This window comes from Lentzea sp. NPDC020367 (genome assembly GCF_044387305.1).
Lineage (GTDB): Bacteria > Actinomycetota > Actinomycetes > Mycobacteriales > Pseudonocardiaceae > Lentzea.
Genome location: NZ_JBIRVV010000013.1, coordinates 242,413 through 256,111, shown reverse-complemented (window position 1 = coordinate 256,111; position 13,699 = coordinate 242,413). Strand labels below are relative to the sequence as shown.

At 69.1% G+C, this 13,699-nt stretch carries 12 protein-coding genes; 6 read left to right on the top strand and 6 right to left on the bottom strand.

The features are described 5' to 3' along the window. Window positions 1-21: 21 nt before the first annotated feature. Both ACH413_RS38665 and ACH413_RS38660 read right to left on the bottom strand, forming a co-directional pair. Entirely contained in the window at window positions 22-297 is a 276-nt protein-coding gene (locus ACH413_RS38665) for a hypothetical protein (RefSeq protein ID WP_360043656.1), read from the bottom strand. A gap of 115 nt (window positions 298-412) precedes the next feature. Beyond that, window positions 413-1,078: an alpha/beta hydrolase gene (locus ACH413_RS38660; RefSeq protein WP_360043659.1), complete on the bottom strand. Its 666-nt coding sequence runs from the start codon at window positions 1,076-1,078 to the stop codon at window positions 413-415. A gap of 42 nt (window positions 1,079-1,120) precedes the next feature. On the opposite strand from ACH413_RS38660, the gene ACH413_RS38655 reads away from it, so the two are divergent. Next, complete coding sequence (locus ACH413_RS38655; protein WP_360043662.1) at window positions 1,121-1,471, top strand: MerR family transcriptional regulator; 351 nt, start codon at window positions 1,121-1,123, stop codon at window positions 1,469-1,471. Here ACH413_RS38655 and ACH413_RS38650 read toward each other — a convergent pair. Continuing rightward, a complete protein-coding gene (locus ACH413_RS38650) occupies window positions 1,461-2,543 on the bottom strand; it encodes a mechanosensitive ion channel domain-containing protein (RefSeq protein ID WP_360043665.1) in 1,083 nt (360 codons plus the stop codon). The genes ACH413_RS38655 and ACH413_RS38650 overlap by 11 nt on opposite strands. 124 nt (window positions 2,544-2,667) lie before the next feature. Between ACH413_RS38650 and ACH413_RS38645 the strand changes: the two genes are divergently transcribed. From ACH413_RS38645 to ACH413_RS38625, 5 genes are all read left to right on the top strand, one after another. Further along, the gene (locus ACH413_RS38645; protein WP_360043668.1) at window positions 2,668-2,904 is read left to right on the top strand and encodes a hypothetical protein; all 237 of its coding nucleotides are present in this window, start codon (window positions 2,668-2,670) and stop codon (window positions 2,902-2,904) included. Between the two features lie 76 nt (window positions 2,905-2,980). Then, window positions 2,981-3,985, top strand: coding sequence for an adenylate cyclase (locus ACH413_RS38640; RefSeq protein WP_360043671.1), 1,005 nt, complete (start codon window positions 2,981-2,983; stop codon window positions 3,983-3,985). A gap of 2 nt (window positions 3,986-3,987) precedes the next feature. Then, a complete protein-coding gene (locus ACH413_RS38635) occupies window positions 3,988-4,968 on the top strand; it encodes a hypothetical protein (RefSeq protein ID WP_396425547.1) in 981 nt (326 codons plus the stop codon). A gap of 1 nt (window position 4,969) precedes the next feature. Next, window positions 4,970-6,187 carry an adenylosuccinate synthetase gene (locus ACH413_RS38630; protein WP_360043676.1) on the top strand — a complete coding sequence of 406 codons (1,218 nt, stop codon included), beginning with the start codon at window positions 4,970-4,972 and terminating at the stop codon, window positions 6,185-6,187. Then, on the top strand, window positions 6,138-6,782 hold the full coding sequence (locus ACH413_RS38625) for an NUDIX hydrolase (protein ID WP_360043679.1): 645 nt from the start codon (window positions 6,138-6,140) through the stop codon (window positions 6,780-6,782). Before ACH413_RS38630 ends, ACH413_RS38625 begins: the two co-directional genes overlap by 50 nt. On the opposite strand, the gene ACH413_RS38620 is transcribed toward ACH413_RS38625, so the two are convergent. From ACH413_RS38620 to ACH413_RS38610, 3 genes are all read right to left on the bottom strand, one after another. Next, a complete protein-coding gene (locus tag ACH413_RS38620) occupies window positions 6,757-7,881 on the bottom strand; it encodes a M1 family metallopeptidase (RefSeq protein ID WP_360043682.1) in 1,125 nt (374 codons plus the stop codon). The genes ACH413_RS38625 and ACH413_RS38620 overlap by 26 nt on opposite strands. Before the next feature lie 71 nt (window positions 7,882-7,952). Next, on the bottom strand, window positions 7,953-11,690 hold the full coding sequence (locus tag ACH413_RS38615) for a Pls/PosA family non-ribosomal peptide synthetase (RefSeq protein ID WP_360043685.1): 3,738 nt from the start codon (window positions 11,688-11,690) through the stop codon (window positions 7,953-7,955). A 100-nt stretch (window positions 11,691-11,790) separates the two neighbouring features. Then, entirely contained in the window at window positions 11,791-13,686 is a 1,896-nt protein-coding gene (locus ACH413_RS38610) for a DUF4153 domain-containing protein (RefSeq protein WP_360043688.1), read from the bottom strand. Window positions 13,687-13,699 lie beyond the last annotated feature (13 nt).

Here is a 13,699-nt window from a genome sequence, read left to right as displayed (position 1 = left end):
TCCACGAGATCCTGGGGCTTTCTACGGTTCAGGGAGCTTGTTGTTCAGCGGCTCGTCCACGTCCACTTTGGACACGCCGGCGATCAGATACGCGTCTTCCACCTTGTCGACCGGCATCTCGGCGCGCAGGTAGCCGATTCTGGGATCCCGCGACTCGACGGTCGCGCCCAGCCTCGTCAGTGCCTGCTCGACCTCCTCGTCGCGTCCCGGCTGCACGGAGATCATCAGTGGCACTGTGAGGTGGCCGTCGCGTTTCGCCTGCTCGATCCGGATCCTGTCCGGTTTCGCTGAAGACACGGTCGGCACCTCCGCCAAGGGCACGGCTGGAGACCCGTTCGTACCACAGCTTCCGAGAGCCAGCGCGCAGAACGCGACGGCGAGCGGTCTTCTCATGTGGTTAGGACGGAACGCCTCACGAGAGTGGTTGCATGGCTTTCGACAAGAGTTCCGGATGCGTCACGTGAGCCACGTGACCTGCGCCTTCCAGCGTGATCAGGGTGCCGCCGGTGTCTTTGACGATCTTGCGCGCGGCCGGTCCGAAGAGGTGGTCGGTGCGTTCGCCGACGATCACCGTGACCGGAATCGACAACTTCGGCGGCTCGTAGCGGTGGCCGATGACCGCCCTCAGCTCGTGCAGCGTCGTGTCGAGCATGTCCTGCGCCTTGAGCCAGCCCTCCGGGTCGGTGTCGCGGAACGGGGCCTCGCCCGCGATCCGGACGGCCATGATCTCCAGCGCGAGGTCCCGGTCGCCCCGGCCCAGTGCGTCCTCGAAGTCCAGCACCGCCTGTGCGTCCAGGCCGATCGCGGGCTCGTACAGCACGAGCGCCTTGAGATCCGTGCGTTCCTGCGCCGCTAGCAGCGCGATGACGCCGCCATAGCTGTGCCCGATCAGGGTCGGCCGCTCGTGCCGGTCCAGCACCGCGTGCAGGTCGTCGATCTCGGTGCGCAGGCCGTAGCCGCTCGGCAACGGCACCCCGTTGCGCCCGCGCCGTTCCGGCACCTCTGTGGGGCCCAGCAGGGCTTTCACCTGGTCCCAGTCCGCTGCCGTGCCCTGTGCTCCGTGCAAGATCACGTTCATGCGGCCGACCGTAGGGCTTGACATCAGTGTCAAGGTCAAGGCGTGTTGATCGGTGAACTGGCCGCCGAGTGCGGCGTCTCCGCCCGCTCGGTCCGCCACTACGAGAAGTGCGGCCTGCTGACCTCGGAACGCTCGCCCAACGGCTACCGCCTGTACTCGCCGGCCGACGTCGAGACCGTGCGCCGCATCAAGGCGTTGCTCAACGTGGGCCTGCCCGTCGCGACCATCGCACTGCTGCTCCCGTGCGTCCTGGACGCCTCACCGCGCCTCGACCCGTGCGCGGACCTGCTCGCGACCCTGCGAGCCGAGGTGGCCCGCCTGGACACCCAGGCCGCCGAGATCGACCGATGCCGCGGCCTGATCGCGGGCATCCTCGAACGCTCTACCCCTTAGGCCCCGCAAACGCTTGCTCCCGCAGTTCCCCGTCCACGCTCTCCCCGAACACCCGAGCGTCCGTGTGCTGGTCACCGGCCGGCTGCTGGCGTGCGTAACCGGTCACGGTCCTGGTCCTGACCTGCGGCAACGCGCCGACGTGCTGTCGCTGCACCCAGTCCACCAGGTGCTCCCGCGTGAGACAGCGCAGGTCCCAGAGCTTGCCGGCGTCAGCGGCGCTCACCAGCGCCCGCAACCGCACGAACCCCTGCGTGGCCTGCGTGACCTGGAGAACGGACACCCGCCCGTCCCACAGATCGCTGCCCTCCAGCATCGACCGCATCTCCTGCCGCATCGCCTCGACCGGCACCGTCCAGTCCAGATCTAGCTCCACGGTCCCGAGCAACGCCGACTGCGTGCGAGTCCAGTTCTCAAAGGGAGTCTTGAGGAAGTACGAGGTGGGCAGCACGAGCCGCCGGTCGTCCCACAGGTGCAGCACCACGTACGTCAGCGTGACGTCCTCGACCCGCCCCCACTCACCTTCGACGACCACGACGTCATCGAGCCGCACCGCGTCACTGAACGCGATCTGCAACCCCGAGATCAGGTTGCCCAGCAACGACTGCGCGGAAAACGCCGCCACAGCACCAATGACAGCGGCAGAAGCCAGCACCGTCGACCCGACCGCCCGCGCTCCGGGGAACGTCATCAGGATCGCCCCGACCGCCAGCACCCCGATGACCACCAGAACCAGCCGCCGCACCAGCGTGATCTGCGTGTGCACCCGCCGCGCGTGCCGGTTGTCCGTGACGTCAGTGCGAATCCGCGACAGCGAGACGTCCACCAGCGTGCTGATCAACGCGGCCAGCAACCAGGCGCCGGCCAAGATCAACGCGATTCCCAAGGCGTGCAAAGCGATCGGCGCGTTCACGGGGTAGACGCTCAGGCTTATCTGCGCGGCCAGCACCACCCCGAAGGCCTGACCGGGCCGGTACATCTTGCCGCTGTGGGTGAAGCGGCGGACCAGACGGTGGATCACTTCCACCACCAGTAGTGCGAAGGCCACCGAGCAGCCCATGACGACGAACAGCAAACCGTTCCTCCTCCCGTATCGGGGCCGGGTACCCGGCGGCCGGGGAGGGGAACACCATGAAACGCCTCACGGAACGACCTATCGTGAGTGTCGCTTCTTGCTTCCTGCGGGGATGGTGTCTGTCATGACGATCTCTGACTTCGCGTACCTGTGGGAGTCGCCACGCGACAGGTATTTCCTGGTCGGATCGCCTGATGCCGAGTACGGGTACTTGATCTGGGATTCGGTCACCAGAACCGCTCTCGTGATCGAGGACGACGACCTGGCTGAGGAAGTCACGGCGAGGATGGAGCGGCAGGATGTTCCGGTAGTGGCGCGCATCGTTGACGTGCCGGGATGGTACGAGGGCTTGAAGCCGTAGACAGCGCCTGAGCGGCATCGGCTGAGTCACATCGCGCACCGTTGCGTTCTTGGTTTGAGTCTGCAAGACTCAAACTATGTTCACGACACCGGAGGCGCTGGAACTGGTGGAGCGCGCCACGACGGCCGAAGCGCTGTTCGGGCCCCGCACCACCGACCCGGACCTGCGCAAACAGGCAAAACGCCGGTACCGCGCGCTGGCTTCGGTCCTGCACCCCGACGTGGTCGGACCGGGCAACACGCGGGCGCACCGGGCGTCGGCGAACCTGACCCGCCTGCACCACGAGTGGACCCACAGCACGAGCGTCGAACTGAAGACGAGGACCGGCGTCTACCGCATCGGTGAGCCGTTCGCGGTCGGCAGCATCGCCAACCTGTACGAGGCGGACGGGCCGTACGTCGTGAAGGTGGTGCGCAACCCGGCGCTCAACCCGTTGCTGCACGGCGAATGGCAGGCCCTGCGGGCGTTGGAACGCTTCACCGACCGCAATCAGTGGCTCCGACCGTTCTACCCGAGGCTGCTCGACACGTCCGGCGAGGTCGCCAAGGGCTCAAGGGCTTTCACGGTGCTGGACCCGCTCGTCGACGGGTTCGTGACGCTCGCGGACGTGAAGCGTGCGTACCCGCACGGACTGGACGGGCGCGACTACGCGTGGATGCATCGCAGGCTGCTCAAGGCATTGGCCGGCGCGCATCAGATCGGGCTGGTGCACGGTGCCGTGACCGCCGAGAACGTCATGGTGCACCCGGAACAGCACGGGATCGTGCTGGCCGGCTGGTCGTTCGCCGTCGAGTCCAACCAGAAACTGCTCGCGACCAGCAAGACCATCAGCTACCCGCCGGAAGTACAAGCGGGAGAACCGGTGACGGCCGCGACGGACGTCCACATGGCACACACGTTGATGCTCGATTTGCTGAACCACAACGAACATCGGCAGCAAGCCTTCGCGAGAGGGTGCCTGCAGGAACTTCCGGCGCGCAGGCCCGACGCCGCCGACCTCATCGGCGAGTACGACGACCTGCTCGAAGAACTTTACGGCGCACGGGTTTTCCGCCCGTTCGCACTTCCCAAAGGAGAATGACCGTGGGACACGGCAAGTGGGATGACAACGCCTACGCGGCAGCCAAGACCTTCCGTGCTGCCAAGGGGATCGCGGACTTCGGCTACACCGCCTCGATCAAGGGGAACCCCGCGTCGAGCTGGAAGGCGGCGCCGAGCCTCGACCCGTTCAAGGTCGAGTACCGCGAGTGCCGCGACTCGCCCGACCACGCCGACTCGACACCGATCGCGGTGCTGTTCGACGTGACCGGGTCGATGGGCGCAGTGCCGCGGATCATGCAGGGCAAGCTCGGCAAGTTGCACGGGCTGTTGCAGCGCAAGGGATATCTCGCCGACCCGCAGCTGATGTTCGGCGGGATCGGGGACGCCGACAGCGATCGGGTTCCGCTGCAGGTCGGTCAGTTCGAGTCGGACAACCGCATGGACGAGCAGTTGCGGGACATCTTCCTCGAAGGCAACGGTGGTGGGCAGAAGAGCGAGTCGTACGAGCTGGCCGCGTACTTCGTGGCACGGCACGTGGTCACCGACGCGTGGCAGAAGCGGGGCCGGAAGGGCTACCTGTTCATCATCGGCGACGAGCTGAACAAGCCGCGGCTGGAAGCCAAGCACATCCGCCGGATCATCGGCGACGACGTCAAGCAGGACATCGATCCTGTGTCGGTGTACCGCGAGCTCGCCCGCAAGTGGCACGTGTACTTCATCCTTCCCAACCAGTCGTCGTACTTCAACGACGACAGCATCGGCGAGCACTGGCGGATGATCCTCGGCCAGAACTTCCTCAAGCTGGACGATCCCGGCGCGGTGTGCGAGCTGATCGCCGCGACGATCGGCATGGAGGAACGCGTGGTGGACCTCGATCAGGCACTGGTGGATCTGGCCGAGATCGGGTCGGTCGCGGAGAGCAAGGCCGTCGGCAAGGCGCTGGTCGCCGTCGGTGGCGCGGCACGCTCGATCACCGCCGCGCCGCTCGGCATCGACGGTCCTGACGACGTGGCGCTGAGCTGACATGAACGACCACGTGATCGTCGTCGGGCTCGGGTTCGGCGACGAGGGCAAGGGGGCCACCGTCGACGCGCTGTGCGCCGACGGGTCGGTGTCGGCGGTCGTGCGGTTCAACGGGGGAGCGCAGGCCGCGCACAACGTGGTCGTCGACGGGCGGCACCACACGTTCAGCCAGTTCGGGTCCGGCACGCTCGCGGGCGTGCCGACCTGGCTCTCCCGCCACGTGCTCGTCGAACCGATCGCGCTGGCGACCGAGTCACGGGAACTGGAGGCGCTCGGCGTCGCCGACCCGCTTTCGCTGATGTCGATCGACGCGCAGGCGCTGCTCACCACCCCGTTCCACGTGGCCGCGAACCGGGCCCGCGAGAACGCCAGGGGCGAGGACCGGCACGGCTCGTGCGGCAAGGGGATCGGGGAGACCGTCTGGTACGGGCTGCTCGAGGGGGCGACCAGGGGAGTGGTCGTCGAGGGGCAGGAGGTCATCGGCGAGCCGGGTCAGGCCCCGACCGTCGGTGACTGCCTGAACCCCGGCACCCTCAGGCACAAGCTCAGCACCCTCGCCCGGTTCTACGAGCCGCTGATCGGCGACGGCATCAGCGTGGACGAGCTGGTCATGCTCTACCGCTCGTTCGCCGACGCCGTCCGGATCACGACCGACGACTTCGGACGACTCGCGGACGCCGGACGGCTCGTCTTCGAGGGCGCGCAAGGCGTTCTCCTCGACGAGACCCACGGCTTCCACCCGCACACGACCTGGTCCACCACCACGCCACGCAACGCGAAAGCGCTGCTCGGCGGCCGAAAGGCCCGCGTCATCGGCGTGACCAGGACCTACCAGACACGGCATGGCGCGGGCCCGCTGCCGACCGAGGACCAGGCAGTCCTCGACCGGTTCCCCGAGGCGCACAACGGCACGGGGGAGTTCCAGGGCGCGTGGCGGGCCGGTCACCTGGACGCGAACCTGTTGCGCTACTCCGTCGATTGCTGTGGGGGTATCGACGGCTTGGCCGTGACGCATCTGGACGCTCGTGGCCTGAGGGTGGCCACGGGTGAGGGCCTGGACGACCTGCTCGATCCCGTGGCCTACCTGGAGGAGCTGCTCGATGTCGACGTGCTCGTCACCGGCGCGGGGCCGGCCAGGGCGGACTACGTGGTGCGGGACAATCCACGACATGATCGAGTCGACGTTGGTGTCGGTGGACGTGATCGTGCTCCGGTTTGATCCGGACGCACGGGCGGTGCTCGTGGGGGTGGCGTCGCGCGCGCAGGCGCCGTTCGCGGGCGAGTTGGCACTGCCCGGCGTGCTGCTGGGCAGGGGTGAGCGGCTGCGCGACGCGACCACGAGGGCCGTCACGGGCAAACTGGGCCTCGTCGAGGGGTCCGTGACGGCGACCGGTCAGCTCGCCACGTTCGACGAGCCTTCCCGTGACCCGCGCGGCCCGACGTTGTCGATCGCGCTGTGGGCCACGGTGACCAGGCCGACCGGTGACGTGGCGGTCTGGAGCCGGTTCGACGCCGTGCCCGCGCTGGCCTTCGACCACGACCGGATCGTCGCCGACTGCCGGCCGTTGCTGGCGGACAAGCTCTGGCGGGACGTGCCGTTCACCGCGGGCCTGCTCGGGCCCGAGTTCACGACGGCGCAGGCGCTCGACGTGACCGAGTCCCTGACCGGCGACCGGCCCTACCCCGCCAACCTGGGCCGCACGATGGATCGCGTGCCCGGCCTCGAACGCACCAGCCAGCACGCGTCGGCGCTGCCCAAGGGAGGCCGTCCGCCGCTGGTGTGGAGGTTCAGCGCAGGGGGAGCTCAGGCTTGAAGAGCCAGCGGGTGAGCAGGTCCCGGTGCCCGGCGAGCGCGAGGAAGTCCTCGGTCGTCACCGCGCCGTGCCGGTTGCGGGCACACCACTCCCGCAGCAACGCGAAGAACGAGTCGTCGCCCATCTCGCGCCGCAGGACGTGCAACGTCAAAGCCCCGCGCTGGTAGACCCGGTCGTCGAACCAGTCGGCACGCGGTGGCCGTCCGATCACGAGGTTCTGCGGCAACCGTCGCAGCAGATCCCGTGCGCCGGCAGCACAAGCGTCGGCGGAGCGGCCACCGGAAGCCTCGGACCACAACCATTCCGAGTAGCAGGCGAAGCCCTCGTTCAGCCAGATGTGCTCCCACGCGGCGATCCCGACCGAGTTGCCGAACCACTGGTGCGCCAGCTCGTGCGCCACCAGCCGTTCCGAACCGCGGCGCCCGTCGACGTGGTTGGCGCCGAACGTCGAAAGCCCTTGCGCCTCAACGGGAACGTCCAGCGCGTCATCGGTCACCACGACCGAGTAACGCGCGAACGGGTAGGGCCCGAACAGCGACGAGAACAGCTCGATCATGGCGTTCTGCCGGCCGAAGTCGTGCGCGACGAGCCTGCGCAACCGCGCCGGTGCCCACACGCCCGGCAGCGCCTCGACGTACTGTCCGATCTGGACGGTCGCGAGATAGGTCGCCATCGGCGCGGCCATCGAGTACGTCCACCGCGTGGTGCTGCCGGATACCTTGCCGTCCACCAGAACTCCGTTGCACACCACCGTGTACGGCGAGGGCGCGACCACTTCCAGGTGGTACGAGGCCTTGGAGGACGGCTCGTCGAGGCACGGGAACCACGACGGCGCACCGATCGGCTGCGACGCCACGATCGAGCCGTCGGTGAGCTGGTCCCAGCCCAGGTCGCCCCACTCCGGCGTCGAGACCGGCACGGGCGTGCCCGAGTACCGGATCTCGATCGTGAAGGCTCCGCGCACGGCCGCGCGGATGTTCAGCACACCGCCCGCATGTCCGTATCGCGCCGGCTTGCCGTTCACCAGCACCTTCGAGATCCGCAGTGGACCGAAGGACAGCGAGAACGACGACAGCGAGGTGCAGGAAGCCTGCAGCACCGCGCGCCCCGAAAGGCGCGCGGAGTGCGGCTTGTAGTCAAGCTCTAGTGCGTAATGATGTACGGAGAAGCTCATGTCCACGCGGAGATCGGGTTGCCCAGCCAACGGGTTCCCGACGGTACATCCTCTCCGCGCATGACGAGCGAGGCGGGTCCGATCGTGGTGTGAGCGCCGACGGACGCGCCGGGAAGCACGATGCCGTGCGGGCCCAAAGTAGCGCCCGCCGCGAGGGAAACCCTGTCCATGCGCAGGATCCGGTCGTGGAACAGGTGCGTCTGCACGACGCAGCCGCGGTTGACCGACGCGCCGGCGCCCAGCGACACCAGGTCCGCCTCGGGCAGCCAGTACGACTCGCACCACACGCCACGGCCGACCGACGCGCCCAGCGAGCGCAGCCACAGGTTCATCAGCGGCGTGCCGCCGGAGAACCCGATCAGCCACGGCACCGCGAGCACCTCGACGAACGTGTCCGCGAGCTCGTTGCGCCACACGAAAGCCGACCACAGCGGGTACTCACGCACCTTGAAGCGGCCCACGAGCGTCCACTTGGCGACGACGGCGACCAGGCACGCGGCCACACCGGCGCCCAGCAGCACGACGCCGGACCACCAGAGCCCGAACTCCTTCAACGCGAACAGCACCAGCACGACGAGAGCCACGTTCAGCATCACCGGGACGAACCGGCACAGCTCGACCAGCGCCCGCGCCCACATCAACCGCCTGGGCGGGTTGAACGTGCGCGACTGGTCCGACACCTCGGCGGCGCGCGGCAGCTTCATCGGCGGCATGCCCAGGTACGACGACCCGGCCTTGGCCCGCTTCGGCGCCGCCGACAGCACGCCCACGAGCCCGCCCTTCGGCACGTTGCGGCCGGGCGCGGTCATGCCCGAATTGCCCAGGAACGCCCGCTTGCCCACACGGGCCGTGGCGATCCGCAGCCAGCCGCCGCCGAGCTCGTACGTCGCGACCATCGTGTCGTCGGCCAGGAACGCCCCGTCGCCCACGCGCGTCATCTTCGGCAGCGCGACCACGGTGGACGCCTCGACGTTGCGGCCGACCTTCATGCCGAGCAGTCGCAGCCACACGGGTGTGAACAGCGACGCGTACAGCGGGAACAGGGCCGTGCGCGCGTTGTTCATCAACCGCTCGGTCGTCCACGCCGCCCACGCCACACGGCTGTGCACGGCGTAGTAGCCCTCGCGCATGCCGATGCCCAGCAGACGCACGGCGACCAGCACGATCAGCGCGTACGAGCCGAACCAGATCGCGGAGGCGACCGGCACGTCCCACAGCGCCGAAGTCAGGGAAACGGGCCTGCGCAGCACGTAGAGCAGGGCCGGAGCCGCCGCCAGCAGCGGCAGCACGGCCAGCAGGCCGGACGAGACGCCGTACATCAGGTTCCAGAAGCGCGACCGCGTGGGACGACGCGACGGGAACGAGCGCGACGCCTTGCCCTCACGGGTGGCGGGCACGCCTGACCAGCGCTGACCGGTCGGCACGGACCGGACGACACCCGAACCGGGCGCCACCTCGGCCTTCTTGCCGATCCGCGCGCCGGGGAACAGCGTGCTGCGTGCACCCACGGTCGCGCCGGCGCCGATCCGGATGCGGCCGATGCGCAGCCTGTCGCCGTCCAGCCACCAGCCGGACAGGTCGACCTCGGGTTCGACGGCGGCGCCGCGCCCGACCTTCAGCATGCCGGTGACCGGCGGCAACGAGTGCAGGTCGACACCGGGGCCGATCTTCGCGCCCAACGCCCGCGCGTAGTGCGTGACCCAGGAGCCGGAAAGCTCGGTGGCGCGCGACATCTGCGCCAGCATCTCGGCGGTCCACAGGCGCAGGTGCACGGAACCGCCGCGCGGGTACTCGCCGGGCTTCACACCGCGCAGCAGCAACCGCGCGCCGCCGGCGGAGATCGCCAGCCGTCCGGCGGGGCTCAGGAACACCACGAACCCCGCGGCGACCCACCACCACGACACCGACGTCCAGCCCAGCACGTTCGACAACGCCGTCAGCCCCACGACCCAGCGCGCGCCGGAGATCGTGAGCAGCGGGATCATCAGCAGCGTCTGCACGACGCCGGTCCAGCGCGGCGTCGGCGCGACCTCGCGCACCTCGGCCGTCTCGCCGTACGACTCCAGGCGGCGGGCCAGCTTGTACAGCGTCGGGTTCTGGTAGATGTCCTGCACCGACGTGCTGGGGTACCGCGTGCGGATCATCGAGACGAGTTGGGCGGCGCCCAGCGAGCTACCGCCGGACGAGAAGAAGTTCGCGCCTTCGGAGGCCGGTCCGGAGCCGAGCACGGCGGCCCACTGCTCCGCGAGCCAGCCTTCGAGACCGGAGAACACCACGCCCGCGGTGTCCATCGACGCCAGCGGCCACGGCAGCGCGGCGCGGTCGACCTTGCCGGACGTGCGCGTCGGCAGCGTCTCGACGACGGCGATCAACGGGACGAGCGCGGCAGGCAGTTCGCCGCGCAACTGCTCGACGGCGGCGTCCTGGTCGAACTCGCCGTCGACCACCACGTAGCCGACGAGGATCTGGTTGCCGCCACGGGTCGTGCGCACGGCGGCGGCGGCACCGGCGATACCGGGCAGCGCGGCCAGCGCCGCGTCCACCTCGCCGAGCTCGATCCGGCGGCCGCCGAGCTTGATCTGCTCGTCCGCGCGGCCGAGGAAGACGAGGCCTTCCGGCTCGGCGCGGACCATGTCACCGCTGCGGTACGCGCGGTCCCAGCCCATCGAGGGCAGCGCCGCGTACTTCTCCGCGTCCTTGGCTTCGTCCAGGTAGCGCGCGAGGCCGACGCCGCCGATCACCAGTTCGCCGGACTCGCCCATCGGCACGACCTCACCGGCCGCGTCGACGACGACGAGTTCCCAGCCGTCCAGCGGCAGGCCGATGCGCACGGGGCCGGTGCCGTCCATCCGCGCGGCGCAGGCGACGACGGTCGCTTCCGTCGGCCCGTAGGTGTTCCAGACCTCGCGGCCGTCCATGGCGAGCCGCTCGGCCAGTTCCGGCGGGCAGGCCTCGCCGCCGAAGATCAGCAGCCGCACGTCGTCCAGCGCCTCGACGGGCCACAGCGCGGCCAGCGTCGGAACCGTGGACACGACGGTGATCTCCTGCTCGACCAGCCACGGACCCAGGTCCATGCCGGTGCGCACCAGCGAGCGCGGCGCGGGCACCAGGCAGGCGCCGTAACGCCACGCGAGCCACATCTCCTCGCAGGAGGCGTCGAACGCGACGGAGAGCCCGGCGAGAACGCGGTCCTCCGGCCCGATCGGCTCGTCGGTCAGGAACAGCCGCGCCTCGGCGTCCACGAACGCGGCGGCGTTGCGGTGCGTCACGGCGACGCCCTTGGGCTTGCCGGTCGAACCGGACGTGAAGATGATCCACGCGTCGTTGTCCAGACCGGGTTCGCCGGGCACGCCGAGCGTGGTGCCGTGCGGCACAAGGGATCGGCCCTCGCCGAGCACGGCACTCACCTGTGCCTCACCGAAAACGAGTTCGGCGCGCTCGTCGGGGTCCTCGAAGTCGACGGGCACGTAGGCCGCGCCGGCCGCGAGGGTCGCCAGGATCGAGACGTAGAGGTCGACGGTCCCGGACGGCACGCGAATGCCTACTCGGTCGCCGACCCCGACGCCTTCCGCGTTGAGCTTTTCGGACAGTTCCTGAACTTCGGTGATCAGTGCGCGGTACGTCAGCGCGGTGGTGCCGTCGTCGACGGCCAGCGCGTTCGGGTGCTTCTCGGCACTCGCGCGCAGGATGTCCAGGAGGGTGCGCGGTGTGGGCGCCTCGCCTGCGGTGAACATCGATCGAAGGACAACGGGTTCAGCCGCGATCGTCACGTCAGCGTCACTTCTCACCCTCTCGGCAACTGGTAGCTGAGCAACTTTACAGTGTTGTAACCATTTACCTCTCGCCGGAGTACGCGTCCTCACAAGTGACCTCAGTCACCGCAACACTTTCGAGTGACTTCTTTGCGTTGTGGCGCGCCAGGTTCCACTCCCGCCAGTCCTGCTCGACGGTGCGATTCTTCATCCACCGCAAGGCACACGAGCGTTCGTGCGCGGGCAACCGGACCAACGCCGGCACCGCGTCCTCGGACAACTGCGACAGGTAGTAGGTGTCGATCTTCTGCGTCGCCTCGAACCGCGACACGTTGTAGTCGGCGACCACCCGTTCGGGGTTCATCGCCACCACCGCGAGGAAGAAGGCCGCGCCGGTACCGACGATCGCCTTCGGCAACCAGTTGGCGCGCAACGAGATCCCGCTCGCGATCACCATCAGGTACACCACCGCCAGCCACACCTCGCAGGACGCGACGAGCAGCCGCAACACCGTCCACCCGTACGCCTGCTGGTAGAACCACATGCGGCTCAAGGCACTCGCGACGATGACCAGCGTCAGAACAGCCAGTGAACCGAGCAACACCCGCAGCCACAACTGTTCCCGCGCCGTCTTCTTCACGGCGAACCGCGCGACACCGGCAATTACGCCGAGCGTGAGAATGGTGACCCATAGCAGCTGCCAGAAGCCGGTCCGCGCGTACTCGGCGAACGTCACGCCCGCCGTCTTCATCACGTAGGCCTCGCCACCGAACAGGACCGCGAGCTGCGTCCCCACGAACCCGGTGAACAGCAACACGAGCACGCCGACCGGCAGCCCGTAGTCCTTGAGCCGCAACGTCCCGGGCTTGCCCTCCGCGTCCTCGTTGATCTGCGGAGGTGCCGCCACGAGGTAGCAAGCCCCCAGAGCACCAAGTGCCGCAACGACTCCGTAGAACGCCTTCTGCACGTAGGCGCCGATTTCGAGGTCCGGCACCAGGCCTTCGAGGAAGTCGTTGAACCCCTTGTCCGCCCCGGCCAGCAAGGACCCGAAGACCAGCAACAGCACCAACGCCACACCAACGGACACGAACGGCCGGATCCCGACCGGCCCGGCCCTGCGGAACCCCTTGGCCACCCACGGAATGGACCGCAGCCCGCCCAGCCCCACGCCCACAGCGCCGAACACGAGCCCCTTGACCGTCTTGCCGCCGGCCATCGCGATCGACCCGCACAACATCGACGCCATCAGGCTGAGCGGGAACACCCACTCCGCGGCCCGCAGGAAGCCCATCGCGAGGAACGCCAGCGCGCCCGCCAGCCACAGCGCCCGCTCGACGGTCGGCTTGCCCGCGTAGAACAGCACCCCGGCGATGCCCGCCAGCCCGGCGAGGAACCAGCCGATGCCGTTGTTCGGCACGGCGAGGAACGCACCGGCCAGGCCCGCGATCAGGCCCGCGACCAGGGCTTTGCTGGGCGCGCCGGTCGTGGGTGGGCGCCACCAGGGCAGGAACGGGAGGCCCGGCGTGGCCATGGCGGCCGTTGCGGCGGGGTAGCGGGGCGGGCCCTGCCACGGGGAGGGCGGGGGCAGGGTGGCGGTGACGACCTGCGCGGGCTGGGCAGGCGGAGTGGGCTGAGCGGCCTCATCGGGCTTCTCGCTCGCTGGCCGCGCCGCCTCGCTGGAGTTCTTGCCCGTCGGCTGCGCTGCCTCGGCAGGGCTCTCGCTCGCAGGCTGATCTTGTCGGACCTCCTGAGTAGGTTGAGTTGTAGGGGTTCCCGGCTCGGGGGTACCCCTGCGAGAGCCTGCCTCGGCCTCCTGCCCAGCCTCCTCGGGGTCCGGCGAGCCCCCGGCACCCGCCGGCTCCCCTTCCCCGGAAACGGGCCGATACCCGACCTTCCGGAAGTTCCGGTACTTCCGCCGCGAGGCGGCCTTCTCCGCGGGCGTCTCGGACGAGTCGGCCGGAGGCGTCGAGTCAGTCATGTCTCTCTCCCAA